We start from the raw sequence: 18,231 nt of genomic DNA, 5'->3' as shown, positions 1-18,231 counted from the left end.
CGCTTTCAGTAGTACAGCGTGACCAGGTGCCGGGCCTGGGCGAAGAACAGCCAGCGTTCGACCAGGGCGCCGGTCAGCGCGGCCAGGGCCGCCAGCGGGAAGCTCAGGCCGGCCAGTCCCGGCGCCAGCCAGGTCAGCGCCGCCAGCAGCGCCGGCACCGCGCCGAACAGCGCCAGCGCGATCAGCCGCAGCTTGCGCGCGTGCTTGCGCGCGAGCACGTAGCCCATTTCGCGGGTCAGGTAGTTGTCCTGGGTGTGCGGACGTTCGAACACGTCCAGACTGCGCCCGGGCAGGCCGACCGCGTCGGCGCGGGTGGCGGTGAGCGGCGCGGTGTCGATGGCGCGCCAGTAGCGCAGCTTCATCGCCGCCAGCGCCACCGCCAGCACCGCCAGGGCCAGCGCCAGATGACGCAGTTCTGCGCGGTCGGTGCCGGTCATCGGCAGCAGCGCGGCCAGCAGGCCCCAGCCGGTGAGCAGGGCGAAACCCAGGTACACCGGCACCACCAGGCGGTGGCGCCAGGCCGGAATCGGCGGCAGCGAGGCGTAGATCATCGCCGTGCACACCACCGTCAGCAGCGACAGCACGGTCAGCGCGCCGCCCAACCACGGCGCCCACGCCGCCAAGCGCGCGGCGGTGTCCAGGTCGCCGCGCGCGACCGGCAGTGCCAGCGCGGCCAGGGCCAGCGCCGGCACGAAGCTGGCCAGCGACAGCACGCCCTCGCGCGACAGCCACGAGGTGCGCCACTGCGAGAACGCGCGCCAGGCACGCAGCGGCTTGCCCAGATGGAAGGTCGAGGCGAGCAGGCCGACTGCGGCCAGAACCAGGCCCGGCGCCAGCAGCCACAGCATCACGAACGCCGTGGCGGTGGGATCGTCGGAGATCGCATGCAGCGAAGCCAGCCGCGAACTGGCGAGCAAGGCGCCCAGCCAGGCCAGCAGGCCGTAGCCGGCACCGGACAGGGTGGTGAACAGGATGACCGAGAAGGCGGGATGCATCAGCGCACCGGCAGCGGGTTGGGCGTAAAAGCCGGTGCTGCGATCGATGCGCGCACCGTCTTCGCGGCAATGAAGACAGCGGCGGACTCGGCGGGTTGCGCGCTCATCGGGACAACACCTTATCCAGCCAGCGCAGTACCGGCGGTAGCGCCGCGGTGTCCAGCGTTTCCTGCGGCGGCGCAGCCTTCGGGTCGGACTCGCCCGCGCGGCGCGGCCGCGGCGGCAGGTACTTGTTGGTGGGTTGGTAACCCAGCTGCGGCATCAGGTCGACGCCGCCGCGCTCGGCCACCAGCTTCGACACCTTGGACTCGGGATCGCCGAGGTCGCCGAAGTGGCGTGCGCGAGTGGGGCAGGCCTGCACGCAGGCGGGCTGGCGCTCGGCCTCGTCCAGGTGTTCGTTGTAGATGCGGTCGATGCACAGCGTGCATTTCTTCATCACGCCTTCGACCTGGCTGTATTCGCGCGCGCCGTAGGGGCAGGCCCAGGAGCACAGCTTGCAGCCGATGCACTTGTCCTCGTCCACCAGCACGATGCCGTCCTCGGCGCGCTTGTAGCTGGCGCCGGTGGGGCAGACGGTGACGCAGGCCGGGGTCTCGCAATGCAGGCAGGAGCGCGGGAAGTGCAGGGTCATCGCCGGCTGCGGCGCGGCCGCCGCGCTGCCGCAACCGCCGGCAGCCGGCGCTTCGGCCGCGATCTCGTAACTGTGCACGCGGTTGAACCAGACCCCGCTGGGGTCCTTGCCGTAAGGGCTCTCGTCGGTCAGCGGCGCGGCGAACCCGCCCGCGTTCCATTCCTTGCAGCTCACCGCGCAGGCATGGCAGCCCACGCAGGTGTCCAGGTCGATGACCAGGCCCATTTTCTTCTTGCCCGGCGGCGGCAGGGCGGTCATGGCTTGCGCGCCGTGGTGATCAGCCACACGCCCAGCGCGAACAGGGCGATGCCGAAGCTCACGCTGGGCAGCAGGCCCACCAGCACCGGCGTCAGCGAACCGCGCCCGCCGGCGCTGCCGACCGGGTCGAACACGCCCACGCCGATCAGGATCACCAGGGCGAAGCTCAGCGCGATGCAGGCCCAGCCGGTCAGCATGCGTAGGGGTCGTTTCATCGGCGCGCCTTGTCGCGGAAGGCCGCGCCGTAGCGCAGCGGTCGGTTGTCGGCCGTGCCCAGGGCCAAGGGCGCGAACTGCGGCTGGCTCTGGGTGTCCGGCTGCGCGCGTTCGATGCGCACGCGCAGGTCGAACCACGCCGCCTGGCCGGTGACCGGGTCGGCGTTGATGTAGTCGCCGCGCGGGGTGAGGTCGGAAATCAGGTGGTTGAGCAGGAAGCCCTGGCGGCCTTCCGGCGCGTCCTGGCCCAGGCGCCAGGCGCCCTTGCGCTTGCCGATCGCGTTCCAGGTCCAGACCGTGTCGGGCTGCACGTTGCCGGCGAACTTGGCCTGCACGGTGATGCGGCCCTGGTGCGACTCCACCGTCACCCAATCCTCGTCGCCGATGCCGTAGCGCGCGCCGGTGTCGGGGTGCAGGTACAGATAGTTGCGCGCGGCGATCTGGCGCAGCCAGGCGTTCTGCGAACCCCAGGCGTGGTACATGAACATCGGCCGCTGGGTCACCGCGCTGAGCGGATAGCGCTGCGCGCTGCCTTCACCTGGGATGTCGTCGACCTGGGCGCCCTCGAAAGGCTCGTACCAGATCGGCAGCGGATCGAAATAAGTGGCCACGCGTTCGCGATGACGCTGCGGCGGCTGGCGCTCGCCGTGGCCTTGCGCGGCCAGGCGGAATTTCTGCAGGGTCTCGGAGTACAGCTGCAGCACGATGGGATCGGCGTGGCCGATGAAGCCCATCTTCTGCGCCCAATCCAGATAGCCGCGGTTGGCCATCTTGAAATAGCGCGCGTGCTCGGGAATCTCGCTGCGCCAGTAGCCGCCGTTGTCGATGTAGCGCTGCAGCTGCTCGGGGTTGGGCGGGCCCTTGGCTTCCAGCTCGCCGCGTTCGCCGCGCCAGCCCGCCAGCAGGCCCACGCCGGGCGCGCGTTCGTGGCGCTGTATGTAGTCGGCGTAGTCGCGGTAGCGCGCGCTGCCGTCTTCCAGGACCAGGCCGGGCAGGCCCAGGCGTGCGCCCAGGTCGATCAGCACCGACTGGAAACCGCGCACGTCGCGGCCTTCGCGCTGCTGCTTGGAATCGACCACCGGGTGGCGGATCGCGTCGATCGCGCTTTCGGCGTCGGAGATCGGCCGGTCCAGCATGCTGATCGCGTCGAAGCGTTCCAGGTAGGTGGTGTCGGGCAGGACCAGGTCGGCGTAGGCCACCATCTCCGAGGCGTAGGCGTCGGCGTAGATGATGCGCGGTATGCGGTAGTCGCCGTTGGCGTCCTTGTCGGTCAGCCAGCCGATGGTCTCGCGCGTGTTCATCGCCGAGTTCCAGCTCATGTTGGCCATGAACATCATCAGCGTGTCGATCTTGTACGGATCGCCGGCCCAGGCGTTGCGGATCACGCTGTGCATCATGCCGTGCGCCGACAGCGGGTAGGCCCAGGAATAGGCATGGTCGATGCGGCGCGGCTCGCCGTGCTCGTCCACCACCAGGTCTTCGGGCGCGTGCACGAAGCCCAGCGGCGCGGCGTCGAGCACGCCGTTGGCCTGGCGCGCCTTGCCCGGCCGGTTCGGCGGCGCGATCGGCTTGGGGAAGGGCGGCTGGTAGCGGAACGAGCCGGGCGTGTCGACCGCGCCCAGCAGCAACTGCAGCAGGTGCAGCGCGCGGCAGGTGTGGAAGCCGTTGCTGTGCGCGCTGATACCGCGCATGGCGTGCATGGCGACCGGGCGGCCGACCATCTCGTCGTGCTCGCGGCCCCAGGCGTCGGTCCAGGCGATGGGCAGGCGCAGCGGTTGCTCGAACGCGGCTTGCGCGAGTTCGCGCGCGATCCGGCGGATGGTGTCGGCGGGAATGCCGCAGCGCTCGCTGACCGCATCGGGCGCGTACTGCGGGTCCAGGTAGCGCTCGGCCAGCAGGTGGAACACCGGCACCGCGTTGCGGCCGTCGGGCAATACGTACTCGCCGACCACCGCGGGCGAAATGTCCACCGCGTCGGCGCGCGCGAACGTGACGGCGTCCGCGCCGCGCAGCGCGCATAGCGCGTGGCCGTCGGCATCGCGCGCGAACAGGCCGTCGTCGGCGCCGCCCGGGTTGCGGACCACCAGCCAGTGCGCGTTGGCGTAGCGCACCAGGTAATCCAGGTCGATGCGGTCGGCCTTGAGCAGTTCGTGGATCAGGGCGAAGGCGAACAGGCCGTCGGTGCCCGGGCGGATGCCGATCCATTCGTCGGCGATGGCGCCGTAGCCGCTGCGCACCGGATTGACCGCGACGATCTTGGCGCCGTGCGCCTTGAGCTTGCCCAAGCCGAGCTTGATCGGGTTGGAGTCGTGGTCTTCGGCCACGCCCCACAGCATCAGGTAACGCGTGCGCTCCCAGTCGGGCTCGCCGAATTCCCAGAACGAACCGCCCAGGGTGTACAGACCGCCGGCGGCCATGTTGACCGAGCAGAAGCCGCCGTGGGCGGCGTAGTTGACCGTGCCGAACTGCTGCGCCCACCAGCCGGTCAGCGCCTGCGACTGGTCGCGGCCGGTGAAGAAGGCCAGCTCGTCCGGGTTGCGTTCGCGGATCGGCGCCAGCCAGCCGGCGGCGATCTCCAGCGCCTGGTCCCATTCGATCTCGCGGAACTCGCCGCTGCCGCGTTCGCCCACGCGCAGCAGCGGCTTGTCCAGCCGCGCCGGCGAGTAATGCTGCATGATCCCGGCCGAGCCTTTGGCGCAGAGCACGCCCTGATTGACCGGGTGCTCGGGATTGCCTTGGATATAGCGGATCTTGCCGTCGGCAAGCCAGACCTTGATGCCGCAGCGGCAGGCGCACATGTAGCAGGTCGTGGTCTTGACCTCGTCGCCCGGCGATGGCGAATAGTTCAGCGTCGGCTCTCGCATCCGGTCATTGTGCCTGCGTGCGTCGAATCGAGCGAGTTTGAGCGGGCGAGCTTGCGCCGACCGGAGGCGCGGCTCAGGGGCGGCAGTAGCGGCGTTCGAAATCCACCGCGCGTTCCAGCGCGGCGCGGTCGCCGCCGGCGGCCAGCGCGGCGATGTCGGCGCGGTTCTCGGGGCAGGGCGAACTGCGTCCGCCGAACAGTTTGCCCACCGCTTCCACCGCATTGGCCGCGCTCATCGGTTCGCGCATCGGCAGGCCCAGGGTCGCGCCCGCGCCGGGCAGGCGCGGCGTGCGCTTGGCGAAAGGATCGGCGTCGGTCTGCATGCCCGGCGGCGGCCGCGCGGGCGCGGCGGGTGGCAGGTACACCGCCGACAGCGGGCGCGCTTGCGGCGCTGCGGCGTCGGCGGGGATGTCGATCGGCGCTGGCGGCATCGGCCGGGCTTGCTGCGGAGCGATCCGCGTATCGCGGCGCGGGCGCGCGGCGATGGGTGCGGGCGAGGGCGAGGGCGTGGCGGCGGGCGGACGCGAACGCGGGACGAACCGCACTTGCAAGGCGTCCTCGGGCGCAGGCTCCGCCGCGGCCGGCTCAGGGCGCAGGTAACGGTTCAAGCCCAGAACGATCAACAGGTGCGTGGCGATCACGATCGCAGCGGCCAGCGCCTGGTCGCACCACCACGTCCGTGTCCGCATGCCCGGCTTCCGTTCTCAGGTCGCGCATCTTGCGCCGCGGGCGGTTAAACAGCCGTTAGCCGCGGTGCCCATGCGCGCGCCGTGATCGGCTTCTCGTCGACGGCAGTAGCGGCTGCGTGGGCGCGGGTGCCATGCTAGGCGCCGGACTACGCATCCCCCCGACGCCTGCCATGGAACGCATCGAACGCATCCACGCCCTGCACCGCATCCTGACCGCGGCGCGTTACCCGGTGACCGTGCAACGCCTGCAGGAGGACCTGGAGTGCTCGCGCGCCACCGTCTACCGCGACCTGGCCTACCTGCGCGACTACCTGATGGCGCCGGTGGTCGGCAACGGCGAGGCCGGCTTCCGCTACGACACCAGCGAAGGCGACCGCTTCGAGCTGCCCGGCCTGTGGCTGAGCTCGGAAGAGCTGCACTCGCTGCTGGCCGCGCAGCAGTTGTTGCTGCGCAGCGGCGGCGGCGTGCTGTCCAACGCCCTGGCGCCGCTGCAGCACCGCATCGAAAAGCTGCTGGACGAACACGCCGGCGGCCGCCGCGTGCCGGTGGAGCGGGTGCGGGTGATCCCGCACCGCACCCGGCGCCTGGACGAGACCGCGTTCCGCACCGTGGCCACCGCGGTGCTGGACCGCAAGACGCTGAGCTTCGAATACCGCGCGCGTTCCACCGACGAGCGCACCCGCCGCAACGTCTCGCCGCAGCGCCTGACCCATTACCGCGAGAACTGGTACCTGGACGCCTGGGACCACGAGCGCGAGGCGCTGCGCAGTTTCTCGGTCGACCGCATCAGCGCCGCGCGCATCGGCGAGGGCGAGGCCCGCGACGTGCCCGACGAGGAACTGGACCGGCACCTGGCCTCCAGTTACGGCATCTTCTCCGGCACGCCCAAGGGCTGGGCCACGATCCTGTTCAGCGCCAAGGCCGCGCGCTGGGTCGCCGACGAGCACTGGCATTCGCAGCAGCAAGGGCGCTTCCTGCCCGACGGCCGCTACGAGCTCAAGCTGCCCTACAGCGCCGGGCGCGAGCTGCTGATGGACGTGATGCATTACGGCAGCGACGCCGAGATCGTCGAGCCGGCGGTGCTGCGCGAGCAGGCCAAGAGCATGCTGTCGCTGGCCCTGGGCAACTACGACCGCTGATGGCCGCAGCCGACGCTCCGCGCATCCGCAGCGACGAGGCCGTCGCGCTGGTGCTGGGCGCCGGCGGCGCGCGCGGGCTGGCCCAGATCGGCGTGATCGAGGCGCTGCAGGCGCGCGAACTCAATGTGGTGGCGGTGGCCGGCTCCTCCAGCGGCGCCCTGGTCGGCGGCCTGTACGCGGCCGGCAAGCTCGAGACCTACCGCGACTGGCTGCTGAGCCTGAGCCGCACCGACATGCTGCGCCTGCTCGACCCGGCGCTGGGCCAGGCCTCGCTGTTCCGCGGCGAGCGGCTGATGCACGCGCTGCGCGAACTGGCCGGCGAACCGCGCATCGAACAGCTGCCGATCGCCTTCACCGCGGTGGCCGTGGACCTGCTGCGCCAGCGCGAGGTATGGCTGCGCGAAGGCGACCTGTGGGACGCGGTGCGCGCGTCGATCGCCATCCCCGGCGTGTTCACGCCCTACGAACTGCACGGCCGCGAACTGGTCGACGGCGGCCTGCTCGCGCCGCTGCCGATCGCGGCCACGCGCCTGTCCGACGCCCACCGCCTGATCGCGGTGGACATGCACGGCTGGCCGACCCGGCCGCCGGGTACGCCGGCGCGGCATGGCGCGCCGGTGGAACGCATCGCCGATGCGGCGCACGACGACGCCGACGACGGCGGCGGCCACCGTGGCGCGCGTCTGCTGCGCTGGTTCGGCGAGCGTTGGCGGCGCAACGAGGAGGAAGACGGGAACGAGGGCGGCGAACACGAGTTGGGCTTCAGCGAACTCATGGCGCGTTCGCTGGACACCATGCAGGCGCAGATCGCGCGCGTGCACCTGGCTCTGGACCCTCCCGAACTGGTCATCCGCATCCCGCGCGACGCCTGCCAGTTCTACGAGTTCTGGCGCGCCAAGGAACTCATCGCGCTGGGCCGCGCCGAAGCCGACAAAGCCCTGGACGCCGCCGGCTACTAAAGCCCGCCTTTGCCCTGGGGTAGGAGCGGCGTGAGCCGCGACCACGCCACCCCGGCCACCTGCGCATGTCGCGGCTCACGCCGCTCCTACCCCACAGCCGTTTGCGACAGCGCAGTGGCCGCCGCCGGACGGCTGGAGGTTTTCGGGATGCGGGGCAATCGCGGCTTACGCCGCTCCCACAGAGAGCAAAGCGCGGACGCTCAGCCGGGTCGCAGCCTCTGAGACATCCACCGGCCAAGGTGACTCCACCGGGTCCCCAGACCCGCCCGCCACCGGAGCCCGCCATGCGCCAGACCGCCGCCCCCACCGCCCGCCGCGCCGACGCCGACGCCGTCGATCCGCGTATCGAACAGGCCCTGCGCTACGCCGTGGCCATCGGCGCCGCGCTGGTGCTGCTGCTGCCGGCCGCGCGCGCCTTCAGCGCCCAGATCGGCTGGCTGCCGCTGTGGCTGCTGGCCATGCCGCTGACCGCCTGGTGGGCGCTGCACCGCTTCCGCCTGCCGCTGCGGGCGCAGGACCCGGTCGCCGCCGCGGCCCCGCGCCGCCGTCGCGCGGGCGCGCAGGCCCGGCGCCGCGCGCGGCCGGCCGTGGCCGGAGCCGCGGCGGTCGCCCGCGCCGCTTAATCGTCCTCGGACCGGTCGTCCGGCCAAAGTCGGCAAAACACCATTCCGCCCGGCACACGGGCCGCCGCGCAACGCGCCGGCGCGCCCGGCTCCCCCTATGACTTCGGACAGGCGGGCCCGGCGGGGGCCTGTGCTAGCGTTCGGCCTTTCCCCGTTTTGCGGAGCGCCGATGTCCTCGCTGTCCCAGCCCAGTAAGCCGCTGCTCGTTTCCGTGGCCGCGTTATCCATCGGTATTGCCGGCCTGACCGCCCCGGTCGCCGGTGCCGCCCCTGCCAAGGAAGCCGCTGCCGTGACCGACGCGACCGATCCCTATGCCTGGCTGGAAGACGTGCAGGGCGAGCGCGCGCTCGCCTGGGTGCGCGAGCGCAACCAGGCCGCCGAGGCCGAACTGGCCGACAGCCCCGAGTTCAAGAAGCTCGAGGCCGACATCCGCGCCATCCTCGACTCCGACGCCAAGATCCCCGGCGTGATGAAGATCGGCGACCACTATTACAACTTCTGGAAGGACGCCAAGCACCAGCGCGGCCTGTGGCGCCGCACCAGCCTGGCCGAGTACCGCAAGGACAAGCCGAACTGGGAAACCGTGATCGACCTGGACGCGCTCAACCAGGCCGAGGGCGAGAACTGGGTCTGGCACGGCGCCGACTGCCTCAAGCCCGACTACCAGCGCTGCCTGATCGCGCTCTCGCGCGGCGGCGCCGACGCCGACGTGACCCGCGAGTTCGACCTGGCCAGCAAGACCTGGGTCAAGGACGGCTACTTCCGTCCCGAAGCCAAGGGCGGCCTGGGCTGGATCGACCGCGACAACGTCTATGTGTTCACCGACTTCGGCCGGGGCAGCATGACCTCGTCGGGCTACCCGCGCATCGTCAAGCAGTGGAAGCGCGGCACCCCGCTCAGCGCCGCCACCGTGGTCTACGAAGGCAAGCCGGAGGACATGTACATCGCCGCCGGCCACGATTCCACGCCCGGCTTCGAGCGCGATTTCGTCTCGCGCACTATCGCCTTCTACAACAACGAGCTGTACCTGCGCGGCGCCGACGGCAAGCTGACCAAGGTCGACGCGCCCAACTCGGCCGAGAAGGGCGTGCACCGCGAATGGCTGAGCCTGGAGCTGCGCGAGCCTTACACCGCCGGCGGCAAGACCTATAAGCCCGGCAGCCTGATCGTCACCCGCTTCGACGACTTCATGGCCGGCAAGCGCGAGTTCACCGTGCTGTTCGAGCCCACGCAGCGCAGCTCGCTGGCCGGCGCCACCTGGACCCGCAACAAGCTGGTGCTCAACGTCATGGAAGACGTGAAGTACAAGCTCAGCGTGCTGACCCCGGGCCCGGGCGAATGGCAGCGCGCCGAATTCGTCGGCGCGCCGGCGTTCGGCAGCATCGGCGTGAGCGCGGTCGACGACGACCACAACGACGACGTGTGGCTGACCGCCACCGACTACCTGACCCCGTCGACGCTGTCGCTGGCGACGCTGGGCCAGAAGCCGGAAACGCTCAAGACCATGCCGACCTTCTTCGACGGGTCGGGCGACACCATCGAGCAGCACTTCGCCACCAGCAAGGACGGCACCAAGGTCCCGTACTTCATCGTCCGCCCCAAGGGCCTGAAGTACGACGGCACCGCGCCGACCCTGCTCTACGGCTACGGCGGTTTCGAAGTGTCGATGACCCCGGGCTATTCCGGCAGCGTCGGCAAGGGCTGGCTGGAGAAGGGCGGCGTGTACGTGGTGGCCAATATCCGCGGCGGCGGCGAGTACGGCCCGCGCTGGCACCAGGCCGCGCTCAAGGCCAACCGCCATCGCGCCTACGAGGACTTCGCCGCGGTCGCGCAGGACCTGATCGCGCGCAAGGTCACCTCGCCCAAGCATCTGGGCGTGCAGGGCGGCAGCAACGGCGGCCTGCTCACCGGCAACATGCTCACCCAGTACCCCGAGCTGTTCGGCGCGGTGGTGGTGCAGGTGCCGCTGCTGGACATGAAGCGCTACAGCCACCTGCTGGCCGGCGCCTCGTGGATGGCCGAGTACGGCGATCCCGACACCGCCGATTGGGAGTTCATCAAGACCTTCTCGCCCTACCATCTGTTCGACGCCAAGCGCGACTACCCGCCGACCCTGTTCACCACCTCCACGCGCGACGACCGCGTGCACCCGGGCCACGCGCGCAAGATGATGGCCAAGATGTCCGAGGCCGGTAAGAACGTGCGCTACTACGAGAACATCGAAGGCGGCCACGGCGGCTCGGCCAACAACGCCCAGGCCGCGCACATGAGCGCGCTGGCCTACACCTTCCTGTGGAAGCAGTTGTCGGGCAAGTGATGTAAGCCCGTCCCTGGGCGCCGCTCGGCGCCCGGGGACGGCCGTCATTCCGGCGCAAGCCGGAACCCATGTTGCGTTTGCACCGGCATTGAGCCTTGCGTGAACGCGCGAAGTCGAAATGGGTTCCGGCTTGCGCCGGAAGGACGCAATCGGAAAGAAGGGCCAGGGGGAAGGCGATTCGGCCAAGCGGGTTCAGATCCGCCCCCCTCCCGGCCCGCAACGCAGCATTGAGGAACCCTCCGGCGGACCCCATATGAAAATCTCGTTCCTTACCTTCGCGGCCACGCTCCTGATGACCACTTCCTTCCATACCGTAGCCGCCGACGCAGCGCAGCCGCCGCACCCGGCCAAGAAGCCGCACACGGTCAAGGCGCCGTTCGGCGCGCAGCGCCAGGACGAGTACTACTGGCTGCGCGACGACAAGCGCGAGAACCCGGAGATGCTGGCCTATCTCAAGGCCGAGAACGCCTACGTCGATGCGCAGATGGCCGCGCTGAAGCCGCTGGAGGACAAGGTCTATAACGAGATCGTCGCGCGCATCAAGCAGGACGACAGCTCGGTGCCGTACCGCGAACGCGGCTATTGGTATTACGGCCGTTTCGAGGCCGGCAAGGATTACCTGGTCTACGGCCGCCGCAAGGACGGCGCCGGCGTCGACGCCGTGTCGATCCAGCAGGCCAACGGCGCGGCCGATTTCGCCGGCGAGCAGGTGCTGCTGGACGTCAACGCGCTGGCCGCGGGCAAGGACTACTACAGCGTCGGCGACTGGGAAGTCAGCCCCGACAACAACCTGCTGGCCTATGCCGACGACACCAACGGCCGCCGCCAGTACACCATCCGCTTCAAGAACCTGGCCACCGGCGAAACCTACGCCGACGCCATCGCCGGCGTGTCGGCCAACCTGGTCTGGGCCGACGACAACAAGACCCTGTTCTACGTCGAGAACGATCCCGAGACCCTGCTGACCAAGCGGGTCAAGAAGCACGTGCTGGGCACCGATCCCAAGCTGGACCCGGTGGTCTACGAGGAGAAGGACGACAGCTTCTACATGGGCATCGATCGCACCCGCGACGACCGCTACATCGTCATCCACGTCAGCAGCACCGTGTCGGACGAGATGCGCTACGCGCCGGCCGCCGACCCGTCCCGGTTCACCGTGCTCGCGCCGCGCACCCGCGACGTGGAATACGGCGCCGACCACTTCGACGGCCGCTGGGTGATCCGCACCAACGCCGACGGCGCCACCAACTTCAAGCTGGTCACCGCACCCAGCGCCTCGACCTCGCGCAAGGACTGGAAGGACTGGGTCGCCCACCGCGACGACGTGTTCGTCGAGGGCGTGGAACTGTTCGACGGCTACGCCGCCATCGCCGAGCGCTCCGATGCGCTGGAGCGCGTGCGCATTCTCAAGAACGACGGCAAGGACGAATACGTCAAGGCCGACGAGCCGGCCTATTCGATGGGCCTGGACGCCAACCCCGAACCCGGCACGCCGTGGCTGCGCTACAGCTACACCTCGCTGACCACGCCGGCCACGGTGTACGAGCTCAACGTGCAGACCGGCGAGCGCCGCCTGCTCAAGCGCCAGCCGGTGCTGGGCGGCTACGACCCCAGCCAATACGTGACCGAGCGCGTCTGGGTGCCGGCGCGCGACGGCGCGCGCATTCCGGTGTCGCTGGTCTACAAGAAGGGCTTCCGCAAGGACGGCACCGCGGCGCTGCTGCAGTACGGCTACGGCAGCTACGGCGCCTCGATGGACCCGGGCTTCAGCGTGACCAACGTCAGCCTGCTCGACCGCGGCATGGTCTACGCCATCGCCCACATCCGCGGCGGCCAGGAAATGGGCCGCAAGTGGTACGACGACGGCAAGCTGCTGCGCAAGAAGAACACCTTCACCGACTTCATCGACGTCACCGACTACCTGGTCAAGGCCGGCTACGCCGCGCCCGACCGCGTCGCCGCCTACGGCGGCAGCGCCGGCGGCCTGCTGATGGGCGCGATCAGCAACATGGCGCCGGACAAGTACCGGGTGATCCTGTCGCAGGTGCCCTTCGTCGACGTGGTCACCACCATGCTCGACGCCAGCATCCCGCTGACCACCAACGAGTACGACGAGTGGGGCAACCCGGAGCAGAAGAAGTACTACGACTACATGCTCTCGTACTCGCCCTACGACAACCTGTCCAAGCAGGCCTACCCGGCCATGTTCGTCGGCACCGGCCTGTGGGATTCGCAGGTGCAGTACTTCGAACCGGCCAAGTACGTGGCGCGCCTGCGCGATCTGAACACCGGCAAGCACCCGCTGCTGTTCCGCACCAACATGGAAGGCGGCCACAGCGGCAAGTCCGGCCGCTTCCGCCAGTACCGGGAGCGTTCGGAAATGTTCGCCTTCATGCTGGGCCAGCTCGGCCTGGCCGGCGACGGCACCGCCGCCGCAACGCAGTAGCGCGTGCGCAGCGCGGCCACGGCGCGCGCCGTGGCCGCATACTGGCGGCATGACCGACCTGCCGCCGCCCGAACCGCCCGCGCCGGTATCTCCCCCGCCGGCATCGCCCCCGCCGGCATCGCCCAGCCGCTTCCGCTGGGCCTGGTGGTTGCTGGCCTATGCCAGCCTGGGTCTGGGCATCGTCGGCATCGTGGTGCCGGGCCTGCCCACCGTGCCCTTCGTGCTGCTGTCGGCCTTCGCCGCCGCGCGCGGCTCGCAGCGCCTGCACGCCTGGCTGCTGGCGCACCGCCAGTTCGGGCCGATGATCCGCGATTGGCAGGCCCATGGCGCGGTCAGCCGCCGGGCCAAACGGCTGGCCGTGGGCATGATGGCGGCCTGCGCCGCGATCATGTTTATGACAGCGCCGAAATGGTGGATGGCCGCGACCGGCACCGGGATCATGACCGTGGTCGCAATCTGGCTCTGGGCGCGACCTGAACCGCCGCCGCGCTGAGCTTCGTTCGGCCGCGCGCGCGGGCTACACTGCGGCCATGAATGCACGCCCCCTGCTGTTCCTGACCGCCCTCGTCCTGGGCCTTTCCGCCTGCGGCAACAAGGGCCCGCTGGTCCTGCCGACCAAGCCGGTGCCGGTGACCGCGCCGGCGCAGCCGGCCGGCGAAGTGCCGGTGCAGATGGCGCCCGAGGCCACGCCGCCGTCGCTGCCGGAAAAGCCGGCCACGCCGCCGGCCGAGCCGGCTCCTGCCACGGATGCTCCCGCCACGGATGTTCCGGCCACAGACACCCCGCCCAGCGACGATCCGACCCCCGCCGCCGACGGCGGCCGATGAGCCCCCACGCGGAGCGTCCGATGCAACGCTTCAGCAAGATGCACGGCGCCGGCAACGACTTCGTCGTGCTGGACCTGCGCGGCGGCCTGGCGCCGCCCGACGCGCGCGCCTGCCGCCTGCTGGCCGACCGCCATTTCGGCGTGGGCTGCGATCAGATCCTGACCGTGGAGGACGCGCGCGAGCCCGGCTCGGTGGCCAGCTACCGGATCTGGAACGCCGACGGCTCGCCCTCGCAGCAGTGCGGCAACGGCGCGCGCTGCATCGCCGCCTGGCTGGTGCGCGACGGCGTGGCCGGGCCCGGCGATTTCGCGGTCGACAGCCCGGTGGGCGCGCACGCGGTCGAGCGCCTGGACGGCGGCTACTACCGCATCGGCATGGGCGAGCCGCGCTTCGATCCCGACGCCATTCCGCTGCACGGCTTTCCCGGCGCGCGCGACCAGTACGTGATCGACATCCACGACACCGTGATCAGCTTCGGCGCGGTGTCGATGGGCAACCCGCATGCGGTGATCGAGGTCGACGACGTCGCCGCGGCGCCGGTGGAAACCATCGCCTCGCTGCTGCAATCGCACGAGGCGTTTCCGGAATCGGTCAACGTCGGCTTCGCCCAGGTCGATGCGCGCGATCGCATCCGCCTGCGCGTGTACGAGCGCGGCGTGGGCGAGACCCTGGCCTGCGGCAGCGGCGCCTGCGCCGCCGCCGCGGTGCTGATGCGCCGCGGCCGCATCGATCGCGACGTGGCGGTGGTGCTGCCCGGCGGCGAGCTGCGCATCGTCTGGCCCAGCGACGACGCGCCGCTGTCGATGTCCGGTCCTACGGCTTTCGTATACGAAGGGGAATGGGCGTAATGAACGATCACGACAAGCTGGGTGCGCACGAGGTCGCGGCCTGGCTGCGCCGCCATCCGCGCTTCCTGCAGCAGTTCCCGGACCTGGCGCTGAGCCTGGTGGTGCCGCGCGAGGAAGGCTCGGCCGCCTCGCTGGCCAGCTACCAGCTGGAGGTGCTGCGCGACAAGAACCGCGAGCTGTCGCGGCGCCTGCAGGAACTGTTCGGCAACGCCCAGGAAAACGAGCGCCTGTCGGTGCGCACGCACCAGCTGACCCTGGCGCTGATGCGCCAGACCAGCGCCGCCGACACCCTGCGGGCGATGGCTGCGACCCTGGCCGAGGACTTCAACGGCGAGCGCGTGCGCCTGGTAGTGTTCCAGTCGGTGGCCGGCCTGGACGACGCCGAGTGGCTGCAGGTGATCTCCGCCGACGACGCGCGCCTGCAACCCTTCCGCGACTGTCTGGCCGATGGCGAGCCGCTGTGCGGCCGCCTGCAGCCGGAAAAACACGCGCTGCTGTACGGCGATCAGGCCGACCAGGTGCAGTCCACCGCCCTGCTGCCGCTGCCGGGCGTGGGCCTGGTCGCGGTGGGCAGTCGCGACCCCAACCGCTTCTTCCCCGGCATGGGCACGCTGTTCCTGCGCATGATGGGCGAGTCGCTGGCGACGGCGTTGAAGCGCTTCGAGGGGTGAGGCTGCTTCGGCGCGTGGGGTAATCACGGCTTACGCCGCTCCCACAAGCGCAGCGCGCTGGCGCCTGTAGGAGCGGCGTGAGCCGCGATACGGCCGCCCGCGCAGCTCCCGCCACCCTTCCACTCGACACGCCGCCGCGTGCATCGCAAGATGCCCGCGACTCCGCGCCACCGCGGAAGCTGGAGCCCGCGCCCCGTGTCGGCCGCACAGATCGACGCCGCCCCGATAGAAAGTTTCCTCGCCCACCTGCAGGTGGAGCGGCGCGCGTCCGTGCACACCGTGGACGCCTACCGCCGCGACCTGTCGGCGCTGGCCGACTGGTGCGCGGCGCAGGGCGCGTCGCCGTTGCGGCTGCAGGCCGAACAGCTGCGCGCCTTCATCGCCGCCGAGCACCGCCGCGGGCTCACGCCCAAGAGCCTGCAACGACGCTTGTCGGCCTGCCGCAGTTTCTACGGCTGGCTGCTCAAGCAGGGCCGCATCGACAGCAGCCCCGCCGCGGCGATCCGCGCGCCCAAGGCCGCGCGCAAGCTGCCGCAGGTGCTCGACCCCGACGAGGCCAAGGCGCTGGTCGAAGTGCCCACCGACGCGCCGCTGGGCCTGCGCGATCGCGCGCTGCTGGAACTGTTCTACTCCTCGGGCTTGCGCTTGAGCGAGTTGTGCGGCCTGCGCTGGCGCGACCTGGATCTGCCCGACGGCCTGGTCAGCGTGCTCGGCAAGGGCAACAAGCAGCGCAGCGTGCCGCTGGGTTCGCACGCGCGCGCGGCCTTGGCGCAATGGCGCGCGTCCACCGGCGCGGGCAACGAGGCGCCGGTGTTCCCCGGCCGCGGCGGCGGGCCGATCACGCCGCGCGCGGTGCAGCTGCGCCTGCGCCAATTGGCGCAGCGCCAGGGCTTGTTCAAGCGCGTGCATCCGCATCTGCTGCGGCATTCCTTCGCCAGCCATGTGCTGGAATCCTCCGGTGACCTGCGCGGCGTGCAGGAACTGCTGGGCCACGCCGACATCGCCACCACCCAGATCTACACCCACCTGGACTTCCAGCACCTGGCCAAGGTCTACGACGCCGCGCACCCGCGCGCACGGCGCAAACCCTCGGCCGAGTAGGGCGCGCGGCGGCCGGCGCGATGCCGGTCGCGGCTTTCGGTCGGCACGTGTCGATCGGCCGCAAAAAAAATCCAACCGGATGTGGGCAGGTCCGGGCTTGCCTGATTCTTCCGCGTCGCGCGACTGCGATCGCAGCGCGGCCTGCCGGTTTCGCTGAGCGCTATGCGTGGCGGCGCGCAGGTGCATCTTGCGACGCAGCATATCGGCGCGAAAGCGCTGGATACGCCATCGAATGTGCAGTCGATAGTGGCGATTCGGCGCGTCTTGACACCGCCTTGACGCTTTTTCGTGGTCGTACCTATACTCAAATTGCGATTTGCAGATGCAGGATTGCATCGCCGTATGCAGATCAGAAACACCAAAAACGCGTAACACGTATCAACACCCGTGATTTCAGGATCGGAGGGCGTGTGTTGAAGGAAGAGGTTTGGTCCGGCTTCGAGCAGGACCCGCTGGGCTTTCTGGACCGTGAGCTGTCCGGCGCCGGCGACATCGTCCGTACCGGACGCAACGAGTATTGCGTGGGCAACCCCGCCGAAGCGCGGACGGTGCTCAGCAACGCCAACGGCAGCTATGCCGAGCATTCCGATTTCTTCCACACCCGCTACGGCTACTTCGAGCCGCGCTCGGCGCAGCTGGACATGCGCCGCGAAGCGCGCGGCCTGCTGCGCGAGTACCTGAAGTCGCGCCCGCCGGGCGAGTTGCGCGAGTTCCTGCGCCGCGAGCTGGGCGCGAGCAGCCGCTGGCCCGACACCGGCAACCGCCTCACCTACCGCTATCTGTTTCCGCTGCTGCTGTCGCCGGACCGGCCGCAAGGCCTGCGCGCCTTGCTCGACCAAATCGTCGAGCGTTCGGTGCTGGCCGGCGCGCGCGCGCGGCAGCCGCGCTGGCGGCGGATGTGGCTGCAGTTCAACACCACCTGGCGCTTGTCGCAGGCCATCGGCGAGCGCCAGACGCAGCCGCGCACGCCGCCGGCGGACCTGCTGGACGTGGTGGCCAACGCCGCCGAACCCGACCGCCGCCAGGACGAACTGAGCGAAGTGTATTTGTCGTTTTTGTTCGCGGTGGCCGGCTCGGTGGGCTTTGTGCTGGCGTGGTCGCTGTATCTGTGGGGCACGCATGCGCGCCGCGACGCGCCGGCCGAATGGATCGTGCACGAAGCCCTGCGGCTGTGGCCGGTGGCCTGGCAGCTGGGCCGGCGCCCGGTGCAGGCGCACGACCTGTCGGGCGTGCGCATGGAGACCTCCGACGAGGTCGTGGTCTGCCCTTACCTGGTGCAGCGCAATGCCGCGCACTGGCAGGCGCCGGCCGAATTCCGTCCTGAGCGCTGGGCCGACGAGGACGCCTGGCGCAACCCGGCCTTCATCCCGTTCGGGCACGGGCCGCACCGTTGCGTGGCCGCGGACCTGGCCACGCAGTTGGTGGCCGACATGCTGCAAGTGATCCGCGAGCTGGGCGAGGTCGGCGTGACCGCGCACGACCACCGCCCCACCGTCGCCGCGGCCATGGCGCCGCCGCCGTTCACCCTCACCATCGCGACCACAGGCTGAGGGGACCGCCGATCCGAAGAATTCGCGACGGCCGCCGCGCGGCCGCCGCAACCAGGGCACCGCGGCGCGCGGAGCAAGGTTCGCTCAGCGCGTCGTGGC

At 70.4% G+C, this 18,231-nt stretch carries 16 protein-coding genes; 11 read left to right on the top strand and 5 right to left on the bottom strand.

What is annotated here, in order from left to right:
- Window positions 1-5 precede the first annotated feature (5 nt).
- The 5 genes from DX914_RS14230 to DX914_RS14210 all read right to left on the bottom strand — a co-directional run bounded on the left by DX914_RS14230 (window position 6) and on the right by DX914_RS14210 (window position 5,651).
- Window positions 6-995 (bottom strand): dimethyl sulfoxide reductase anchor subunit family protein, encoded by a 990-nt coding sequence (locus tag DX914_RS14230; protein WP_115859787.1) that lies wholly within the window; start codon window positions 993-995, stop codon window positions 6-8.
- A gap of 103 nt (window positions 996-1,098) precedes the next feature.
- Window positions 1,099-1,884, bottom strand: coding sequence for a 4Fe-4S dicluster domain-containing protein (locus DX914_RS14225; RefSeq protein WP_115859785.1), 786 nt, complete (start codon window positions 1,882-1,884; stop codon window positions 1,099-1,101).
- Window positions 1,881-2,099: a hypothetical protein gene (locus tag DX914_RS14220; RefSeq protein WP_147300682.1), complete on the bottom strand. Its 219-nt coding sequence runs from the start codon at window positions 2,097-2,099 to the stop codon at window positions 1,881-1,883. The genes DX914_RS14225 and DX914_RS14220 overlap by 4 nt, the downstream gene beginning before the upstream one ends.
- Complete coding sequence (locus DX914_RS14215; RefSeq protein ID WP_115859781.1) at window positions 2,096-4,963, bottom strand: molybdopterin oxidoreductase family protein; 2,868 nt, start codon at window positions 4,961-4,963, stop codon at window positions 2,096-2,098. The genes DX914_RS14220 and DX914_RS14215 overlap by 4 nt, the downstream gene beginning before the upstream one ends.
- A 73-nt stretch (window positions 4,964-5,036) precedes the next feature.
- Window positions 5,037-5,651, bottom strand: coding sequence for a hypothetical protein (locus DX914_RS14210; protein WP_115859779.1), 615 nt, complete (start codon window positions 5,649-5,651; stop codon window positions 5,037-5,039).
- A 170-nt stretch (window positions 5,652-5,821) separates the two neighbouring features.
- Between DX914_RS14210 and DX914_RS14205 the strand changes: the two genes are divergently transcribed.
- From DX914_RS14205 to DX914_RS14155, 11 genes are all read left to right on the top strand, one after another.
- Entirely contained in the window at window positions 5,822-6,790 is a 969-nt protein-coding gene (locus DX914_RS14205; RefSeq protein WP_115859777.1) for a helix-turn-helix transcriptional regulator, read from the top strand.
- Complete coding sequence (locus DX914_RS14200) at window positions 6,790-7,749, top strand: patatin-like phospholipase family protein (protein ID WP_115859775.1); 960 nt, start codon at window positions 6,790-6,792, stop codon at window positions 7,747-7,749. The genes DX914_RS14205 and DX914_RS14200 overlap by 1 nt, the downstream gene beginning before the upstream one ends.
- Window positions 7,750-8,033: 284 nt before the next feature.
- Entirely contained in the window at window positions 8,034-8,372 is a 339-nt protein-coding gene (locus tag DX914_RS14195; protein WP_115859773.1) for a hypothetical protein, read from the top strand.
- A gap of 169 nt (window positions 8,373-8,541) precedes the next feature.
- A complete protein-coding gene (locus DX914_RS14190; protein ID WP_115859771.1) occupies window positions 8,542-10,689 on the top strand; it encodes a prolyl oligopeptidase family serine peptidase in 2,148 nt (715 codons plus the stop codon).
- Between the two features lie 292 nt (window positions 10,690-10,981).
- A complete protein-coding gene (locus DX914_RS14185) occupies window positions 10,982-13,135 on the top strand; it encodes a S9 family peptidase (RefSeq protein ID WP_115860226.1) in 2,154 nt (717 codons plus the stop codon).
- A gap of 58 nt (window positions 13,136-13,193) precedes the next feature.
- On the top strand, window positions 13,194-13,628 hold the full coding sequence (locus DX914_RS14180; RefSeq protein ID WP_231118295.1) for a YbaN family protein: 435 nt from the start codon (window positions 13,194-13,196) through the stop codon (window positions 13,626-13,628).
- A 37-nt stretch (window positions 13,629-13,665) separates the two neighbouring features.
- A complete protein-coding gene (gene lptM / locus DX914_RS14175; protein ID WP_115859767.1) occupies window positions 13,666-13,962 on the top strand; it encodes an LPS translocon maturation chaperone LptM in 297 nt (98 codons plus the stop codon).
- Complete coding sequence (dapF, locus tag DX914_RS14170) at window positions 13,959-14,810, top strand: diaminopimelate epimerase (protein WP_115859765.1); 852 nt, start codon at window positions 13,959-13,961, stop codon at window positions 14,808-14,810. Before lptM ends, dapF begins: the two co-directional genes overlap by 4 nt.
- The gene (locus tag DX914_RS14165) at window positions 14,810-15,481 is read left to right on the top strand and encodes a DUF484 family protein (protein ID WP_425480689.1); all 672 of its coding nucleotides are present in this window, start codon (window positions 14,810-14,812) and stop codon (window positions 15,479-15,481) included. Before dapF ends, DX914_RS14165 begins: the two co-directional genes overlap by 1 nt.
- Before the next feature lie 195 nt (window positions 15,482-15,676).
- Window positions 15,677-16,582 (top strand): tyrosine recombinase XerC, encoded by a 906-nt coding sequence (xerC, locus tag DX914_RS14160; protein WP_231118276.1) that lies wholly within the window; start codon window positions 15,677-15,679, stop codon window positions 16,580-16,582.
- A 413-nt stretch (window positions 16,583-16,995) separates the two neighbouring features.
- Window positions 16,996-18,132: a cytochrome P450 gene (locus DX914_RS14155; protein ID WP_158549302.1), complete on the top strand. Its 1,137-nt coding sequence runs from the start codon at window positions 16,996-16,998 to the stop codon at window positions 18,130-18,132.
- Window positions 18,133-18,231: the final 99 nt, after the last annotated feature.

This window comes from Lysobacter silvisoli, assembly GCF_003382365.1.
GTDB lineage: Bacteria > Pseudomonadota > Gammaproteobacteria > Xanthomonadales > Xanthomonadaceae > Lysobacter > Lysobacter silvisoli.
This window is presented reverse-complemented; position numbering and strand designations above follow the sequence as displayed.